The sequence below is a fragment of the Pseudomonas sp. ADAK21 genome (assembly GCF_012935735.1).
Classification (GTDB): domain Bacteria; phylum Pseudomonadota; class Gammaproteobacteria; order Pseudomonadales; family Pseudomonadaceae; genus Aquipseudomonas; species Aquipseudomonas proteolytica.
In genome coordinates, this window is the sequence record NZ_CP052857.1 from 4,013,634 (window position 1) to 4,030,824 (window position 17,191).

A 17,191-nucleotide genomic window follows, 5' to 3' on the forward strand; every position below is an offset into this window, starting at 1 on the left:
TTGGGTCTGGCTTGTCGCGTTATGAAGCAATCAACTGGCGCAGTACGTAATGCAGAATCCCCCCCGCCTTGAAGTATTCAACTTCATTGAGGGTATCGATCCGGCACAGGACCTCGACTTTTTCGCTGCGGCCGTCTTCGCGGGTAATCACCAGCGTCAGGTTCATGCGTGGTTCGATATCGGCATCGGTCAGGCCGAGAATATCGATCTTCTCCTTGCCGGTCAGTTGCAGCGCCTTGCGGTTCTGGTCCAGTTTGAACTGCAATGGCAGCACGCCCATGCCCACCAGGTTGGAACGGTGGATACGCTCGAAGCTCTCGGCAATCACCGCCTTGACGCCCAACAGGTTGGTGCCCTTGGCGGCCCAGTCGCGGCTGGAACCGGTGCCGTACTCCTGGCCGGCGATCACCACCAGCGGCGTGCCGGACGCCTGGTATTTCATGGCAGCGTCGTAGATCGGCATCTTCTCGCCGGTGGGAATGTAGAGGGTGTTGCCGCCTTCTTCGCCGCCGAGCATTTCGTTGCGGATCCGGATGTTGGCGAAGGTGCCGCGCATCATCACTTCATGGTTGCCGCGGCGCGAGCCATAGGAGTTGAAGTCCCGTGGTTCCACGCCCTGTTCGCGCAGGTAGCGGCCGGCCGGGCTGTCAGCCTTGATGTTGCCGGCCGGGGAGATGTGGTCGGTGGTCACCGAATCACCAAGTAGGGCCAGGATGTTGGCGCCTTGCACATCCTTGATCACCGGCAAGGGGCCGGCGATGTCGTCGAAGAAGGGCGGGTGCTGGATATAGGTGGAGTCTTTTTGCCACACATAAGTCGCGGCCTGCGGCACTTCAATGGCTTGCCACTGTTCGTCACCGGCAAACACCTCGGCGTATTCCTTATGGAACATGCTGGTGCTGACCTGGGCCACCGCGTCGGCGATCTCCTGGCTGCTGGGCCAGATATCGCGCAGGTATACCGGCGCACCATCCTTGCCGGTGCCCAAGGGCTCGCTGCTGATATCAATGCGCACGGTCCCGGCGAGGGCGTAGGCCACCACCAGGGGCGGCGAGGCCAGCCAGTTGGTTTTCACCAGGGGGTGCACGCGGCCTTCGAAGTTACGGTTGCCGGACAGCACCGACGCCACGGTCAGGTCGGCTTTCTGGATGGCTTTCTCGATAGGCTCCGGTAATGGCCCGGAGTTGCCGATACAGGTGGTGCAGCCGTAACCCACCAGGTCGAAGCCCAGTTGGTCGAGGTACGGTGTCAGGCCGGCGGCGTTGTAGTAGTCGGTAACCACCTTGGAGCCAGGCGCCAGGGAGCTTTTTACCCACGGCTTGCGGGTCAGGCCCTTTTCCACGGCTTTTTTCGCGACCAGGCCGGCGGCCATCATCACGCTGGGGTTGGAGGTGTTGGTGCAGGAGGTAATCGCGGCGATCACCACCGCGCCGTTTTTCAGGCGATAGGTCTGGCCTTCGAAGTCGTAGTCGGCTTCGCCCACCAGGTCGGCATTGCCCACGGCGACACCGCCGCCGCCTTCGCTTTCCAGGCGGCCTTCTTCCTTGCTTGCGGGTTTGAACTGCAAGTCCAGGAAGTCACTGAACGCTTGACCCACATCTGGCAGCGAGACTCGGTCCTGCGGGCGTTTTGGCCCGGCCAGGCTGGCTTCGACGCTGGCCATGTCCAGCGCCAGGCTGTCAGTGAATACCGGTTCTTCACCGGCATTGCGCCACAGGCCCTGGGCCTTGGTATAGGCCTCCACCAGCTTGACCGTGGCGTCAGGCCGGCCGGAGAGGCGCAAGTAGTCCAGGGTCACTTCGTCCACGGGGAAAAAGCCGCAGGTTGCGCCGTACTCCGGTGCCATGTTGGCAATGGTGGCGCGGTCGGCCAGGGGCAGGTCAGCCAGGCCGTCGCCATAGAACTCGACGAATTTGCCCACCACGCCTTTTTTACGCAGCATTTGCGTGACTGTCAGCACCAGGTCGGTGGCGGTAATGCCTTCTTTGAGTTTGCCGGTGAGCTTGAAGCCGATCACTTCGGGGATCAGCATCGAGACCGGCTGGCCAAGCATAGCCGCTTCCGCCTCGATACCGCCCACGCCCCAGCCCAAAACGCCGAGGCCGTTGATCATGGTGGTGTGGGAGTCGGTGCCCACCAGGGTATCGGGGAAGGCATAGGTGCGGCCGTCTTCGTCCTTGGTCCACACCGTGCGACCCAGGTATTCCAGGTTGACCTGGTGGCAGATGCCGGTACCCGGTGGTACCACGCTGAAATTATCAAAGGCGCTCTGGCCCCAGCGCAGGAACGCATAACGTTCGCCGTTGCGCTGCATTTCGATATCGACGTTTTGCTCGAAGGCGTCGGCGTTGCCGAACTTGTCGACCATCACCGAGTGGTCAATTACCAGGTCCACCGGCGACAGCGGGTTGATGCGCTGCGGATCGCCACCGGCCTTGGCCACGGCGGCGCGCATGGCGGCCAGGTCGACCACGGCGGGTACGCCGGTAAAGTCCTGCATCAGCACCCGGGCCGGGCGGTACTGGATCTCGCGGTCGGAGCGCCGCTCCTTGAGCCAGGCGGCAAGCGCCTTGAGGTCGGCGCCGGTCACGGTTTTTTCGTCCTCCCAGCGCAGCAGGTTTTCCAGCAGCACCTTGAGGGACATCGGCAACTTGTCCAGGTCACCCAGGCTCTTGGCGGCTTCGGGCAAGCTGAAGTAGTGGTAAGTCTTGCTGTCGACTTGCAGGGTCTTAAGGGTTCTCAGGCTATCAACGGATGACATTACATGACTCCTTATGGTCCGCACGGCTACGGACCTGACGGGACGAACAGAGCTTACAAGCTAGCCCTGTTTTCAGTAGCAGGCTAATAACTGGACTCTATGGACAAGTCCAAGGTTCCGAACTCAGCTATCATGCGCGCGTTTTCATGACAGGCCTTGCGCTACAGCAAGCGTGTTACCAGGAGAGTTGATGAACACCCTTTTTATGCATTGCCGCCCGGGTTTTGAAGGCGAAGTCTGTTCCGAGATCGCGGAACACGCCGCGCGCCTGAACGTTTCCGGCTATGCCAAGGCCAAGACCGGCAGCGCCTGCGCCGAATTTGTCTGCACTGAAGAAGACGGCGCCCAGCGCCTGATGCGCGGCCAACGCTTTGCCGAACTGATCTTCCCGAGGCAGTGGGCGCGTGGGGTTTTCATCGATCTGCCGGAAACCGACCGCATCAGCGTGATCCTCGCGCACCTGCGGGATTTCCCGGTATGCGGCAGCCTGTGGCTGGAAATGGTCGATACCAACGATGGCAAGGAACTGTCGAACTTCTGCAAGAAATTCGAAGTGCACCTGCGCAAGGCCCTGCTGGCCGCCGGCAAGCTGGTCGAAGACCCGAGCAAGCCGCGCCTGCTGCTGACCTTCAAGAGCGGGCGCGAAGTGTTTATGGGCCTGGCCGAGTCAAATAACTCGGCCATGTGGCCGATGGGCATCCCGCGCCTGAAATTCCCCCGCGACGCGCCAAGCCGCTCGACCTTGAAGCTGGAAGAGGCCTGGCACCACTTTATCCCCCGGGACCAGTGGGACGAGCGCCTGCACGGCGACATGACCGGCGTCGACCTCGGCGCAGCGCCGGGCGGCTGGACCTGGCAACTGGTCAACCGGGGCATGCTGGTGACGGCGATTGATAACGGGCCGATGGCCGAAAGCCTGATGGACACCGGCCTGGTGCAACACTTGATGGCGGATGGTTTTACCTTCACCCCCAAGCAGCCGGTGGACTGGATGGTCTGCGATATCGTCGAGAAACCGGCGCGCAACGCGGCCCTGCTGGAAACCTGGATCGGCGAAGGGCATTGCCGCGAAGCGGTGGTCAACCTCAAGTTGCCGATGAAACAGCGCTACGCCGAGGTGAAGCGCCTGCTGGAGCGCATCGAAGAAGGCTTCAAGGCGCGGGGCATTCGCGTGGAAATCGGCTGCAAGCAGCTGTACCACGACCGCGAGGAGGTCACCTGCCACCTGCGCCGCCTGGACGTAAAGAAACCCAAGGCCCGGTAAATGCAAGCCCCGTGGGAACCGGCCTTTCAGGAGTGAGTTATGAGTGACATTTTTGACCCTGCCGTTGACGGCACCCTCGACGCCACCGGCCTCAACTGCCCGGAACCGGTGATGATGCTGCACCAGCACATCCGCGACCTGGCGCCGGGTGGCCTGCTCAAGGTCATCGCGACCGATCCCTCGACCCGTCGCGACATCCCCAAGTTCTGCGTGTTCCTGGACCATGAACTGGTGGAGCAGCGCGAAGAGGCCGGTACTTACCTGTACTGGATCCGCAAGAAGGCCACCTGAGACTGATACCTACAGTGGGCAGTCGCGCTTAAACCTGGCGAATGCGCTTGCGCGCACTGCGTGCCAGGCGCACCACCAGCATTGCCGCTGCGCAACTGAGGCCGACGATCAGCCCCTGCCACAAGCCGCTCGGGCCGTTGGCCTGGCCCAGCCAGTCGGTCAGCCCCAGCAAGTAACCTACCGGCAAGCCCACGCCCCAGTAGGCGAACAGGGTCAGGATCATGGTCACCCGGGTGTCCTGATAACCGCGCAGGGCGCCAGCCGCCGTGACCTGGATCGCATCGGAAAACTGGAACAGCGCCGCGAACACAATCAGCATCGCCGCCACCTGGACCACCAGCGGGTCGGCGGTGTAGATCGTGGCGATCTGCTCGCGGAACAGCAGCATCAGGCTGCATGACAGGCAGGCATAGGCCAGCGCGGTGCCCATCCCCACGCCTGCGGCGAAGCGTGCTTCACGGGGTTCGCCACGGCCCAGGGCCTGGCCCACCCGCACGGTCACGGCCATGCTCAGGGAGTAGGGGATCATGAACACCAGGGAGCTGAAGTTCAGGGCGATTTGGTGCCCGGCCACCACGGTTGCGCCCAGGCTGCCGATCAGCAGGGCGATCACCGCAAAGATGCTCGACTCGGCAAACACCGCGATGCCAATCGGCAGGCCGATGCCCAGGATGCGCTTGATCACCGACCATTTTGGCCAGTCGAAGCGCTTGAACAACTCGCTGGCCTGATAGGCCGGTGCCCAGCGGGTCCAGGCGGCGAAGCCCAGCATCATCGCCCACATCACAATCCCGGTGGCCCAGCCGCAGCCTACGCCGCCCATGGCCGGCACGCCGAAATGGCCGTAGATGAACACGTAGTTCAGCGGGATGTTCAATGCCAGCCCGCCCAGCCCGAGGATCATGCTCGGGCGCGTGCGGCCCAGCCCGTCACTGAAACAGCGCAGCACGTAATACAGCGCCACCGCCGGCATGCCCGCAGCGATGCCGTGCAGGTAGCCCATGCAGGGGGCGATCAGCTCGGGGTCGACGTTCATTGCATGCAGGATCGGCTCGGCACTGATCAACAGCAATGAGGCGGTGCACCCCACCACCAACGCCAGCCACAACGCCTGGCGTACCAGCGGGCCGATTTCGGTGTGGCTGCCGGCGCCGAAGCGCTGGGCGACTTTGGGGGTGGTGGCCAGCAAGGTTCCGGTCATCAATAGATACACCGGGATCCAGATGGAGTTGCCCAGGGCCACCGCCGCCAGGTCCCGCGAACTGACACGCCCGGCCATCACCGCATCGACAAAGCCCATGGCGGTGGTTGCCAGTTGCCCGATCATGATGGGCAAGGCCAGCGCCAGCAGGCTATAGACTTCCCGGCGAACGCGGGCAGGGCGGGAGAGGGGCAAAGTGGCAGTGTTCACGTGCAGATGTCCGATAAGGGGGAGCGCAGGACGGCGCATTCTACGCCTTGACGGATAGGTCAGGAAATTACCTGTGTAGCGGATTTGTAAACGTTCCAGGGGCCGGTGCCTGTACACTGCTGGTCCGCCAAAGGAGCCTGCCATGCTGATTGTTGCCGACGAAAATATCCCGCTGCTCGATGCGTTCTTTGAAGGTTTCGGCGAGATCCGCCGGGTGCCGGGCCGCGCCATCGACCGCGCCGCCATTGAACAGGCCGATGTGCTGCTGGTGCGTTCGGTGACCAACGTCAACCGTGCGTTGCTGGAGGGCACGGCGGTACGGTTTGTCGGCACCTGCACCATCGGCACCGATCACCTGGACCTCGATTACTTTCAAAGGGCCGGGATCCAATGGTCCAGCGCGCCGGGCTGCAACGCTCGTGGTGTGGTGGACTATGTGCTGGGCAGCCTGCTGACCCTGGCTGAAATCGAAGGTGCTGACCTGACCCAGCGTACCTATGGCATCGTTGGTGCCGGTGAGGTGGGCGGGCGCCTGGTCAAGGTGCTCAAGGGCCTGGGCTGGAAAGTGCTGGTCTGCGATCCGCCCCGCCAGGTCGCCGAAGAGGGCGATTATGTGAGCCTGGAACAGATCATCGAGCAGTGCGATGTGATCAGCCTGCACACCCCGCTGAAAAAATCCGGCAATGGCTCGACCTGGCACCTGCTGGATCGCCAGCGTCTGGAGCAGCTCAAGCCGGGCACCTGGCTGATCAACGCCAGCCGTGGCCCGGTGGTGGATAACACGGCGCTGCGCGAGGTGTTGCTGGAGCGCGAAGATTTACAGGCAGTGCTGGATGTGTGGGAAGGCGAGCCCGAAGTGGATGTGGAGCTGGCCGAGCTGTGCGTGCTGGCGACTCCGCACATCGCCGGCTACAGCCTCGACGGCAAGCAGCGCGGCACGGCGCAGATCTACCAGGCGTTGTGCGCGCACCTTGGGCAACCGGCGAGCATTCAGTTGAGTGACCTGCTGCCCGAGCCATCGCTGGCCGAGGTCACTCTCAATGCCAGCACCGACCCGGCCTGGGCCCTGGCGACGTTGTGCCGCAGCGTCTACGACCCGCGCCGTGACGATGCGGACTTTCGCCGTAGCCTGGTAGGAACAGTCGAAGAACAGCGCAAGGCATTCGACCTGCTGCGCAAGCACTACCCGGATCGCCGCGAGATTGACGGCTTGAAGGTGCGGATCAATGGTGAGTCGCCAGCTTTGTCGAGCATCGTCGCCGCACTGGGAGCATAAAAAACGCATAAAAAAACCGGCCACTGGGGCCGGTTCTGAAAGAGCTGGGGCGTATCAGCCTTGCTGGGCAGGCTTGACCAGTTTCTGCTCCAGTTCGGCGCAGGCGCCCTGGATCATCTCTTCGGTAATCTGCACTTCGCGGCCCTGGGCATCGATGTACGAGCAAGGCAACTGCTGTGGCTGGCGGATTACTTCAACTTTGTCAGTGCTGCTGTTTTGCAAGGACATGGCCTGTCTCCTCATCAGGTTGTGTACCTACTCTAATTCCCCCGCGTGACCGAGCTGTTACAACTCCTTAGCCCGTCGGCGGATCGAATGCCCAGTCCAGCAGAAATCGCGCCGGATTTCCAGCCGGACTTTAGACCGATAGCCTCTAGGGCCTAGTCTTGCCGGGCATAATTAACCTGACTCATTGTGATTTACCCAAGTTCAATCCGATTGCGGTGTAGGCTTGGCATTGTCTTCCTCAGGTGATGCTCTCCATGCTTTCAGCCCGTCAACGCCGCGCCATCCGCCTGGCCCTGCGCTTTATCGCTCCGTATCGCTGGCAGGCCGTCGGTGCGTTGCTCGCACTGATCGTCACGGCAGGCATCACCTTGTCCATGGGCCAGGGCATCCGCCTGTTGGTGGACCAGGGCTTCATGACCCAATCGCCACACTTGCTCAACCAGTCCATCGGCCTGTTCATGATCCTCGTGCTGGGCCTGGCGGTGGGCACGTTTGCGCGGTTTTATTTGGTGTCGTGGATCGGTGAGCGGGTGGTCGCGGACATTCGCCGGCTGGTGTTCAACCATCTGATCTACCTGCATCCGGGTTTTTATGAAAACAATCGCAGCTCGGAAATCCAGTCACGCTTGACCGCCGATACCACTTTGCTGCAATCGGTGATCGGTTCATCCCTGTCGCTGTTCCTGCGCAACGCTTTGATGGTGATCGGCGGGATTGTGTTGCTGTTTATCACCAACCCAAAACTCACCAGCATCGTGGTGGTGGCGTTGCCGCTGGTGTTGGCCCCGATCCTGATCTTTGGCCGGCGCGTGCGCAGCCTGTCGCGCCAGAGCCAGGACCGGATTGCCGACGTCGGCAGCTACGTCTCCGAGACCCTGGGCCAGATCAAAACCGTGCAGGCCTATAACCATCAGGTGCAGGATGAGCAGCGCTTCGCCGTGACGGTCGAGGAAGCGTTCACCACGGCGCGCAAGCGTATCGTGCAGCGCGCCTGGCTGATCACTTTGGTGATTGTGCTGGTGCTGGGCGCCGTGGGCGTGATGCTGTGGGTGGGCGGCATGGATGTGATCGCCGGGCGCATCTCCGGTGGCGAACTGGCGGCCTTTGTGTTCTACAGCCTGATCGTGGGCAGCGCCTTTGGCACTTTGAGCGAAGTGATTGGCGAGTTGCAGCGCGCTGCCGGGGCGGCGGAGCGAATTGCCGAGTTGTTGCAGTCGCCTAATGAAATCCAGGCTCCGTCCTATGGTGTGGTCAAACTGCCAGAACGGGTCAGTGGTCGCCTGGAGCTACAAGACCTGCATTTTTCCTACCCATCACGTCCTGATCGCTACGCCATCGATGGGCTGAGCCTGAGCATCAATGCCGGTGAAACCCTGGCCTTGGTGGGGCCGTCCGGTGCGGGTAAATCAACGATTTTTGATCTGTTGCTGCGCTTCTACGACCCGCAACAGGGGCAAGTGCTGCTGGAAGGCCAGCCTCTGAGCGCATTGGACCCGTTGGATCTGCGCCGCTGTTTTGCCCTGGTATCCCAGAGCCCGGCGCTGTTTTTTGGCAGCGTTGAAGAAAACATCCGCTACGGCAACCCCAAGGCCACACTAGCCCAGGTCGAAGAAGCGGCGCGCATTGCCCATGCCCATGATTTCATCCTGCAAATGCCCGACGGCTACCAGACCCACCTGGGGGATGGCGGCATGGGCCTTTCTGGTGGGCAGCGCCAGCGCCTGGCTATCGCCCGGGCCTTGTTGGTGGATGCGCCGATCCTGCTGCTGGACGAAGCCACCAGCGCCCTCGATGCCCAGAGCGAGCATCTGATCCAACAGGCATTGCCGCAACTGATGCAGGGGCGTACCACTCTGGTGATCGCCCACCGCCTTGCCACGGTGAAAAACGCCGATCGGATTGCGGTGATGGATCAAGGCAAATTGGTCGCGGTGGGCACCCATCAGCAACTGATCGCCACCAACCCGCTGTATGCGCGGCTGGCGGCCCTGCAATTTAGCGATGGTCACGACGAACCCTAAAAAAAATGCCCGCGTCTCACAACGCGGGCACTTGCAGCTTCAAACGGGCAGCTTTTACCTGCTTTTACTGGTCATCAAAATAACGCTCATGCCAATCCACCAACGGCTGTGGAGAGTTGAGCTTCTGCCCGTAGATCACCGAATAAGACAGCACGTTCTGCACATACTGACGGGTTTCGTCGAATGGAATGCTTTCCACCCATACATCGAAACTCAGGTGATCGGCGCCGCGCAGCCATTGGCGTACGCGCCCTGGGCCGGCGTTGTAGGCGGCGGAGGCGAGTACGCGATTGCCGTTGAACTGGCTGTGCACCTGGCTCAGGTAAGCGGCGCCGAGCTGGATGTTCTTGTCCGGGTCCAGCACCTGCTGCGGTGACGCCAGTGGGATGCTGAATTTGCGCGCGGTTTCCTTGGCGGTGGCGGGCATCAGTTGCATCAGGCCGCTGGCGCCGACGCCGGAACGGGCGTCATCCATAAAGGCGCTTTCCTGGCGGGTGATAGCAAACACCCAGCTTGAATGCAGGCCACGGACCTTGGCTTCACGCACCAGGGTGTCGCGGTGGGCCATCGGGAAGCGGATATCCAGGTCGTCCCAGTACTTGGCCTGGCTGATGGTGCGGATCGCCGGGAAGTACCATTTCATGTCGTAGGCGAGCTTGGCCTGGGCGACCATTTCGTCACGGTTGAAGTGGCGGCTGACGTGATACCACTCGCGGCGACCGTCGACGATCTGGCCACGGGCATAAAATTCCAGGGCGCGGCGCACACCCGGGGTGTTGCGCACCTTGTTGATCAGCGCCTGGCTCATGACCAGCGGCTGGTTGTTCAGTTGATACGGGGCCTGGGAGCGATCTGCGGCAAGGAAGCCATAAAAATCCCGCTCCTTGGCCAAGCCTTTGTACAGCACCAGCGCTTGTGGGTTCTTCGGCTCGGCCAGTTCCAGGGCACGGGCCTGCCAGTAGCGCCAGCGGTTGGTGGTGGCCAGGTCCTGGGGCAGCTTGCGGGTCAACTGGTAGGCATCTTCCCAACGGGCCAGGCGTAGTAGCAGGCGCAGGCGCCATTCGGAGACGGTGTTGTCACGCAGCTCCGGGTCGTATTTGGTCATCACGTCCAGGGCGCGCGGGTCGTAGCGTCGCGCCAGGGTCAGGCCGATTTCCCGAGCGATGGACACTTTTTCATCGCGGGAGAAGTGCATGCTGCTGGCATATCCATCCAACAGGGCCATGGCTTGTTCCGGGTCCTGGCGCGCCAGGCGGCGCAGGCCCAGGCCGACGGCGTCGGACATGGCTTCAGTGGCAGGCAGGAAGCGCGAGGGGTCACTGAGCATGGCGGGCTTTTGCGCCACGTCCACCATCAGGCGGCCCTGGGCACCCAGGGTGGGCAGGGTTTTCACCAGGCTGTTGGCCAGCGGGTAGTTGCGGGCTTCGGCGGCGAGCTTGGTGCGGTCCCAGATCTTCTGCTCGGTCAATTGCCCGGCGGCAGCCCACTGGCCAAAGGTCGCGTCACAGGCGGCCGGTTGGGATTTGCCGGTCATCCACAGGGCTTCGGCGGTCTTGTAGCCTTCGGCCTTGAGGTTGTTGCTCAACTGGTATTGGCCGTGCAGGCAGTCCAGTTCGGTGAAGTTGAGCTTGGCGTCGTAGTACTTTTCAAAGGTCTTCCAGTCGCCACGCTCGGCGAGCCAGCGCAACCAGCGCAGCTTCATCCAGTTGGCCTGGGGCAGGTCGCCATGCTTGGCCAGGAACTGTTCGATTTCCTGGTTGCTGGCGGACTTGAGGCGTGCGGTCAGTTCGTCGTAGGCCAGGTACGGCGTGAGCGGGTAATCGGCCAGGGCCTGGCTGTATTGCATGTAGGGGCCGGTGTCGCCTTTGGCCAGGGCACGCTTGGCTTGGTCGTAATATTGGCGTTGGGTGGTCAGGTCCACTGCCTGGGCGGTTTGGACGGCTGTGGAGGAAAGAAGCAGGCAAGATAAAAAGCTGAAAAGGCGACTGCGCATGAGACGTCCGTGCAAAGAAATCAGGACTAGTGCCGACGCTGTCGACACTGATTGCCCCTAGCTTAGCCTTTTGCCCGCAGCCGGTGAAAGCTTTGCAGGCTGCTTCGCTGAAGTTCTCAAGAAATGTCCTACAGAACGTGTCGGGCATGAAAATGCCGGCCGCTTCACCCCCCAACTCAGGTAGAATGCGCGCCCAGTTTTTGGAGAAGCGTATGACCCTGCTCAAATTCAGCGATGTGTCCCTTGCTTTCGGCGCTATGCCGTTGTTGGACAAGGTGTCCTGGCAGATCGCCCGTGGTGAGCGGGTGTGCATCATCGGCCGCAACGGCACCGGCAAGTCCAGCATGATGAAGTTGGTCAAGGGCGACCAGAAGCCCGATGACGGCTCCGTATGGCGCGCGCCGGGCCTGAAGATTGGCGAATTGCCGCAAGAATTGCCGGTGGCCGACGAACGGACCGTGTTCGACGTGGTTGCCGAAGGCCTCGATGGCGTCGGCGAATTGCTTGCCCAGTACCATCACCTGGCGCAGAACTGCGTCACCGACGCTGACCTGGACAAGCTGATGCACGTCCAGCAAGACCTCGAAGCCCGTGATGGCTGGCGCTTGCAGCAACTGGTCGACAGCACCTTGAGCCGCCTGCAATTGCCGGCCGACAAGACCCTTGCCGAACTGTCCGGCGGCTGGCGTCGCCGCGTGCTGCTGGCCCAGGCCCTGGTTTCCGAGCCGGACCTGCTGCTGCTCGACGAACCGACCAACCACCTGGATATCGGCGCGATTGCCTGGCTGGAAGAAGCCCTCAAGGACTTCCAGGGCGCCGTGCTGTTTATCACGCACGACCGTTCTTTCCTGCAGAACCTCGCCACGCGCATCCTCGAACTGGATCGCGGCGGCCTGATCGACTGGAACGGCGACTACGCCAGCTTCCTGGTGCACAAGGAAGCCACCCTGGCCGCTGAAGAGACCGCCAACGCGCTGTTCGACAAAAAGCTGGCCCAGGAAGAAGTCTGGATCCGCCAGGGCATCAAGGCACGCCGCACCCGTAACGAAGGTCGTGTACGCGCCCTGAAAGCCTTGCGTGTCGAGCGTAGCGAACGTCGCGAGCGCACCGGCAAGGCCAATATCCAGCTGGATACCGCCGACAAGTCGGGCAAGCAGGTCATGGTCCTGGAGAACGTCAGCTTCCATCACCCGGATGGCCCGTTCCTGATCAAGGACTTCTCCATGGTCCTGCAGCGCGGCGACCGTATTGGTCTGCTGGGCGCCAACGGTACCGGCAAGACCACTTTGCTCAAGCTGATGCTCAACGGCCTGCAACCGACCAGCGGCACCGTGGAAGAGGGCACGCGCATCGACGTGGCCTACTTCGACCAGTTGCGCCACCAGTTGGACCTGGAAAAGACCGTGATCGACAACGTCGCCGAAGGCCGCGATTTTATCGATATCGATGGTCAGAGCCGCCACGTCCTGAGCTACCTGGGCGACTTCCTGTTCAGCCCACAACGTGCCCGCACGCCGGTCAAGGCCTTGTCTGGCGGTGAGCGTGCGCGCCTGCTATTGGCCAAGCTGTTCAGCAAACCGGCCAACCTGCTGGTGCTCGACGAACCGACCAACGACCTCGACGTGGAAACCCTCGAGCTGCTGGAAGAGGTCCTGCTGACCTTCAACGGCACTGTGCTAATGGTCAGCCACGACCGGGCATTCCTCGACAACGTGGTCACCAGTACCCTGGTCTTCGAAGGTGAAGGCAAGGTGCGCGAATACGTCGGTGGTTACCAGGACTGGCTGCGCCAGGGCGGTTCGCCGCGCCTGCTGGGCGTGACCGAGAGCAAGTCTGGCAAGGCCGACTTGAACTCTGCGGTGGTTGCACCTGCCGCTGCTGAACCTGTTCAGGACGCTGCGCCGGCGGCCAAGAAAAAGCTCAGCTACAAGCTGCAGCGTGAGTTGGAAGCCTTGCCGGGTGATATCGACGCCAAGGAGCAACAGATCGCAGCCGTGGAAGCCGAAATGGCTGACGCAGGCTTCTACCTGCGTCCTGCGGCGGAAACTGCCAAGGTCATCGAGTCCCTGGAGAAGCTTAACCAGGAACTGGAAGTGCTGGTTGAGCGTTGGGCCGAGCTGGATGCCTGATTGATTCGGCGGCAATAAAAAACCGGCGCTCTTACGAGCACCGGTTTTTTTATATGAAATGCAATCCAAATGTAGGCGCTGGCAAGCCAGCTCCTACATTTGATCTCTGGTGTTCTTACGAACTTTTTACCAGTTTTACCGCCAGTACGTCGCACGGCGCGCCGTGCAGGACGTCGTTGGCCGTGGAGCCCAGCAGCAACGCCAGGCCATGACGACCATGGCTGCCGACCACGATCAGGTCGCAGTTCTGCTCTTTGGCCAGGTGGTGGATTTCCTGGCGTGGCTGACCATAGGTCAGGTGGCTTTGGTCCTTTTTCAGCGCGGGATACTTGGCAATCAGGCGGTCCAGGCGCTCCTTGGCCTGGTCGAACTGCTGCTGTTGCAGTTGCGAAAGGTCCATCGGTACGTCGCCGCCAAAGGCCATGGCCATGGGTTCGACGATATGCACCAGGGATAGCTTCACGGTATCGCCGGCAATGGCCACGGCGCGCTTGATCACCGGATCGCACTCTTCGGTCAGGTCCACGGCGACCAGAATATGTTCGTAAGTCATGAGGCGTTCCTCCAGGGGACTGCAATAAGTTCAGTATGGCTGCTTTCAAGCGGATGGGGTTGGATCCGCTCATCTAGAAATTCGGGAGTACACATATGACGGTCTGGATAGTGGTGTCAATCCTTCTAGTGGTGTTGAGCCCCCTGGCATGGCTGCGACCTTCGCGCCACCAGAGCGGGCGCATGGCCCTGCGCATGGAGGCCCGCCGCATTGGCCTGGCGATGCAGTTGTCGCCCCAGGAGTGGCCGCACTGGCTCAAGCAAGAGCCGCCCAGCCCGTGTGCGCAGTACTGTCGGCCGCGGCGGGGCAGTAAGCCGGCCCTCTGGTGTTACTGGCAGTTGGAGCCGGGGGTATGGGTCAATCAATGGCGGGAAACCTGTGTCGACGAGAAGTTGTTGCCGCATTTTGCAACGCTGCCGGATAACGTCTACAAAATCGAAGCCGATGGGCAGATGATCGCTTTGTATTGGGGTGAGAAGGGCGAATTGAGCGTCTTGCAGAACATCAATGCCTTGCTCAAAGCCCTGGCCTGACACCGTCTGCGCCCGAGAGCGTCAACGAAAACGTGGCAAACCTGGTTTAACGCGGCGCGCTCAGGTTTTTCGCGAGCAAGCTCGCTCCTACAGTGATGAAATCGCAGGCAATAAAAAGCCCGACATCATCATCGGGCTGGAGTTGGCCAGGCAGGCCGGTAAATCTCTGATTCAACACGCCGCGCATTCGCACAGGCGTTCACACCTGCGGCTAGCCTAGCCGGATATCCGTCGCTGTACAGGCCTTTGCGGGCCCTTTTACATTATTGATCGGGTGAATACCTGCGCATTGATTCGCCTTGGCGGTTCTGAAATGACTGAAAAGTCGCGTTTTAGCGGCCCTTTCGAGCGATTGACAATTGTCGGAAATTGGCTGAAGGTGGCGTACCCAAATCAAACGGGCGTATGAATTGAGCGTTTGTCTTTCAGACCGTTCGTACAGAATCCCGACTATCGCGTTGGCGGGTGTGCCTGGCAAATGGGCGTTAGCATCGACGGTAACGTTTGTGTTTACGCTTCGGCCAGCGTCCGACGTGTACTGTTCAGCTTCCATATCGTGGAGATCAGTTGATGATTTACGAAGGTAAAGCCATCACGGTTAAGGCTCTTGAAAGTGGCATCGTCGAATTGAAATTCGACCTCAAGGGTGAGTCCGTCAACAAGTTCAACCGTCTAACCCTGAACGAACTGCGTCAGGCCGTAGACACCATCAAGGCTGATGCATCGATCAAAGGTGTGATCGTCTCCAGCGGCAAGGACGTGTTCATCGTCGGCGCTGACATCACCGAATTCGTCGACAACTTCAAGCTGCCCGATGCCGAGCTTGTGGCTGGCAACCTCGAAGCCAACAAGATTTTCAGCGATTTCGAAGACCTCAACGTGCCGACCGTTGCCGCGATCAATGGCATCGCTCTGGGTGGCGGTCTGGAAATGTGCCTGGCCGCGGACTTCCGCGTCATGGCCTCCAGCGCGAAAATCGGCCTGCCGGAAGTCAAGCTGGGCATCTACCCAGGCTTCGGCGGTACCGTGCGCCTGCCGCGCATCATCGGTGCCGACAACGCCATCGAGTGGATTGCCGCCGGCAAGGAAAACCGTGCTGAAGACGCGCTGAAAGTGGGCGCAGTCGATGCCGTGGTTGCGCCGGACAAGCTCGCAGAAGCTGCCCTGAACTTGATCAAGGGCGCCATCAGCGGCGAATTTGACTACAAGGCCAAGCGTCAGCCGAAGCTGGAAAAACTCAAGCTCAACGCCATCGAACAAATGATGTCGTTCGAAACCGCCAAGGGTTTCGTCGCCGGTCAAGCGGGTCCTAACTACCCGGCTCCGGTCGAAGCGATCAAGACCATCCAGAAAGCCGCGAACTTCGGTCGCGACAAGGCCCTGGAAATCGAAGCCGCCGGCTTCGTCAAACTGGCCAAGACGTCTGCTGCCCAGAGCCTGATCGGCCTGTTCCTGAACGATCAGGAGCTGAAGAAAAAGGCCAAGGCCTACGACGAAATCGCCAAAGACGTGAAACAGGCTGCCGTCCTCGGCGCCGGTATCATGGGTGGCGGTATCGCTTATCAGTCGGCGTCCAAAGGCACGCCGATCCTGATGAAAGACATCAACGAGCACGGTATCGAGCAAGGCCTGGCAGAAGCCGCCAAGCTGCTGGTGGGTCGCGTTGATAAAGGTCGCATGACGGCTGCGAAGATGGCTGAAGTGCTCAACGGCATTCGTCCTACGCTGTCCTACGGCGATTTCGGCCACGTCGACCTGGTGGTCGAAGCGGTTGTCGAGAACCCGAAGGTCAAGCAAGCGGTACTGGCTGAAGTTGAAGCCCAGGTCAAAGAAGACACGATCCTGGCGTCCAACACCTCGACCATTTCCATCACCTTGCTGGCCAAGGCCCTCAAGCGTCCGGAAAACTTCGTCGGCATGCACTTCTTCAACCCGGTGCACATGATGCCGCTGGTGGAAGTGATCCGTGGCGAGAAGTCCAGCGAGCTGGCCGTTGCCACCACCGTTGCCTACGCCAAGAAAATGGGCAAGAACCCGATCGTGGTCAACGACTGCCCGGGCTTTTTGGTCAACCGCGTGCTGTTCCCGTACTTTGGCGGTTTCGCCAAGCTGGTCAGCGCTGGCGTGGACTTTGTGCGTATCGACAAGGTCATGGAAAAATTCGGCTGGCCAATGGGCCCGGCGTACCTGATGGACGTGGTCGGTATCGACACCGGCCACCACGGTCGCGACGTTATGGCTGAAGGCTTCCCTGACCGCATGAAAGACGACCGTCGCTCGGCTGTCGATGCGCTTTACGAGGCCAAGCGCCTTGGCCAGAAGAATGGCAAGGGCTTCTACGCCTACGAGACTGACAAGAAAGGCAAGCAGAAGAAAGTTGCCGATCCATCGGTTCACGAAGTGCTGGCGCCTATCGTCTACGAGCAGCGTGAAGTGTCCGACGAGGACATCATCAACTGGATGATGATCGCCCTGTGCCTGGAAACCGTGCGTTGCCTGGAAGACGGCATCGTTGAAACCGCCGCCGAAGCCGATATGGGCCTGGTGTACGGTATTGGTTTCCCTCCATTCCGTGGTGGTGCGCTGCGTTACATCGACTCGATCGGTGTAGCCGAATTCGTTGCCCTGGCTGATCAATACGCTGATCTGGGCCCGCTGTACCACCCGACTGCGAAGCTGCGCGAGATGGCCAAGAACGGCCAGAGCTTCTTCGGTTAAGTGCCCAGACGAC

At 61.0% G+C, this 17,191-nt stretch carries 12 protein-coding genes; 7 read left to right on the top strand and 5 right to left on the bottom strand.

What is annotated here, in order from left to right; all coding sequences use genetic code 11:
* Positions 1-19: 19 nt before the first annotated feature.
* Positions 20-2,761 carry an aconitate hydratase AcnA gene (gene acnA / locus HKK57_RS18220; protein WP_029300063.1) on the bottom strand — a complete coding sequence of 914 codons (2,742 nt, stop codon included), beginning with the start codon at positions 2,759-2,761 and terminating at the stop codon, positions 20-22.
* 190 nt (positions 2,762-2,951) lie between these two features.
* Here acnA and rlmM point away from each other — a divergent pair, with 190 nt between their 5' ends.
* On the top strand, positions 2,952-4,025 hold the full coding sequence (gene rlmM, locus HKK57_RS18225) for a 23S rRNA (cytidine(2498)-2'-O)-methyltransferase RlmM (RefSeq protein WP_029300064.1): 1,074 nt from the start codon (positions 2,952-2,954) through the stop codon (positions 4,023-4,025).
* Between the two features lie 39 nt (positions 4,026-4,064).
* Positions 4,065-4,316 carry a sulfurtransferase TusA gene (gene tusA / locus HKK57_RS18230; protein WP_070994698.1) on the top strand — a complete coding sequence of 84 codons (252 nt, stop codon included), beginning with the start codon at positions 4,065-4,067 and terminating at the stop codon, positions 4,314-4,316.
* Between the two features lie 28 nt (positions 4,317-4,344).
* On the opposite strand, the gene HKK57_RS18235 is transcribed toward tusA, so the two are convergent.
* Positions 4,345-5,727 (bottom strand): MATE family efflux transporter, encoded by a 1,383-nt coding sequence (locus tag HKK57_RS18235; protein ID WP_070994697.1) that lies wholly within the window; start codon positions 5,725-5,727, stop codon positions 4,345-4,347.
* 142 nt (positions 5,728-5,869) lie between these two features.
* On the opposite strand from HKK57_RS18235, the gene pdxB reads away from it, so the two are divergent.
* Positions 5,870-7,003: a 4-phosphoerythronate dehydrogenase PdxB gene (pdxB, locus tag HKK57_RS18240; protein ID WP_169390518.1), complete on the top strand. Its 1,134-nt coding sequence runs from the start codon at positions 5,870-5,872 to the stop codon at positions 7,001-7,003.
* 54 nt (positions 7,004-7,057) lie between these two features.
* On the opposite strand, the gene HKK57_RS18245 is transcribed toward pdxB, so the two are convergent.
* The gene (locus HKK57_RS18245; protein ID WP_029300072.1) at positions 7,058-7,231 is read right to left on the bottom strand and encodes a PA1571 family protein; all 174 of its coding nucleotides are present in this window, start codon (positions 7,229-7,231) and stop codon (positions 7,058-7,060) included.
* Between the two features lie 245 nt (positions 7,232-7,476).
* Here HKK57_RS18245 and HKK57_RS18250 point away from each other — a divergent pair, with 245 nt between their 5' ends.
* Positions 7,477-9,252, top strand: a complete 1,776-nt coding sequence (locus HKK57_RS18250) for an ABC transporter transmembrane domain-containing protein (RefSeq protein ID WP_169391206.1) — start codon at positions 7,477-7,479, stop codon at positions 9,250-9,252.
* A gap of 64 nt (positions 9,253-9,316) precedes the next feature.
* Here HKK57_RS18250 and HKK57_RS18255 read toward each other — a convergent pair whose 3' ends face one another.
* Positions 9,317-11,245 carry a transglycosylase SLT domain-containing protein gene (locus HKK57_RS18255; RefSeq protein WP_029300076.1) on the bottom strand — a complete coding sequence of 643 codons (1,929 nt, stop codon included), beginning with the start codon at positions 11,243-11,245 and terminating at the stop codon, positions 9,317-9,319.
* A gap of 212 nt (positions 11,246-11,457) precedes the next feature.
* On the opposite strand from HKK57_RS18255, the gene HKK57_RS18260 reads away from it, so the two are divergent.
* Positions 11,458-13,374: an ATP-binding cassette domain-containing protein gene (locus tag HKK57_RS18260; protein ID WP_029300078.1), complete on the top strand. Its 1,917-nt coding sequence runs from the start codon at positions 11,458-11,460 to the stop codon at positions 13,372-13,374.
* A 115-nt stretch (positions 13,375-13,489) separates the two neighbouring features.
* On the opposite strand, the gene HKK57_RS18265 is transcribed toward HKK57_RS18260, so the two are convergent.
* Positions 13,490-13,927 (bottom strand): universal stress protein, encoded by a 438-nt coding sequence (locus HKK57_RS18265; RefSeq protein WP_029300080.1) that lies wholly within the window; start codon positions 13,925-13,927, stop codon positions 13,490-13,492.
* Positions 13,928-14,022: 95 nt separating this feature from the next.
* Between HKK57_RS18265 and HKK57_RS18270 the strand changes: the two genes are divergently transcribed.
* Together HKK57_RS18270 and fadB are read left to right on the top strand one after the other, a co-directional pair.
* A complete protein-coding gene (locus HKK57_RS18270; RefSeq protein ID WP_070994694.1) occupies positions 14,023-14,460 on the top strand; it encodes a hypothetical protein in 438 nt (145 codons plus the stop codon).
* Positions 14,461-15,030: 570 nt separating this feature from the next.
* Complete coding sequence (gene fadB / locus HKK57_RS18275) at positions 15,031-17,178, top strand: fatty acid oxidation complex subunit alpha FadB (protein WP_029300084.1); 2,148 nt, start codon at positions 15,031-15,033, stop codon at positions 17,176-17,178.
* Positions 17,179-17,191 lie beyond the last annotated feature (13 nt).

Coding starts and splice junctions, on each gene's coding strand:
- pdxB (WP_169390518.1), top strand. CDS start 5,870: ATGCTGATTGTTGCCGACGAAAATATCCCGCTGCTCGATGCGTTCTTT.
- HKK57_RS18245 (WP_029300072.1), bottom strand. CDS start 7,231: ATGTCCTTGCAAAACAGCAGCACTGACAAAGTTGAAGTAATCCGCCAG.
- tusA (WP_070994698.1), top strand. CDS start 4,065: ATGAGTGACATTTTTGACCCTGCCGTTGACGGCACCCTCGACGCCACC.
- HKK57_RS18250 (WP_169391206.1), top strand. CDS start 7,477: ATGCTCTCCATGCTTTCAGCCCGTCAACGCCGCGCCATCCGCCTGGCC.
- fadB (WP_029300084.1), top strand. CDS start 15,031: ATGATTTACGAAGGTAAAGCCATCACGGTTAAGGCTCTTGAAAGTGGC.
- HKK57_RS18255 (WP_029300076.1), bottom strand. CDS start 11,245: ATGCGCAGTCGCCTTTTCAGCTTTTTATCTTGCCTGCTTCTTTCCTCC.
- rlmM (WP_029300064.1), top strand. CDS start 2,952: ATGAACACCCTTTTTATGCATTGCCGCCCGGGTTTTGAAGGCGAAGTC.
- HKK57_RS18270 (WP_070994694.1), top strand. CDS start 14,023: ATGACGGTCTGGATAGTGGTGTCAATCCTTCTAGTGGTGTTGAGCCCC.
- HKK57_RS18260 (WP_029300078.1), top strand. CDS start 11,458: ATGACCCTGCTCAAATTCAGCGATGTGTCCCTTGCTTTCGGCGCTATG.
- HKK57_RS18265 (WP_029300080.1), bottom strand. CDS start 13,927: ATGACTTACGAACATATTCTGGTCGCCGTGGACCTGACCGAAGAGTGC.
- acnA (WP_029300063.1), bottom strand. CDS start 2,761: ATGTCATCCGTTGATAGCCTGAGAACCCTTAAGACCCTGCAAGTCGAC.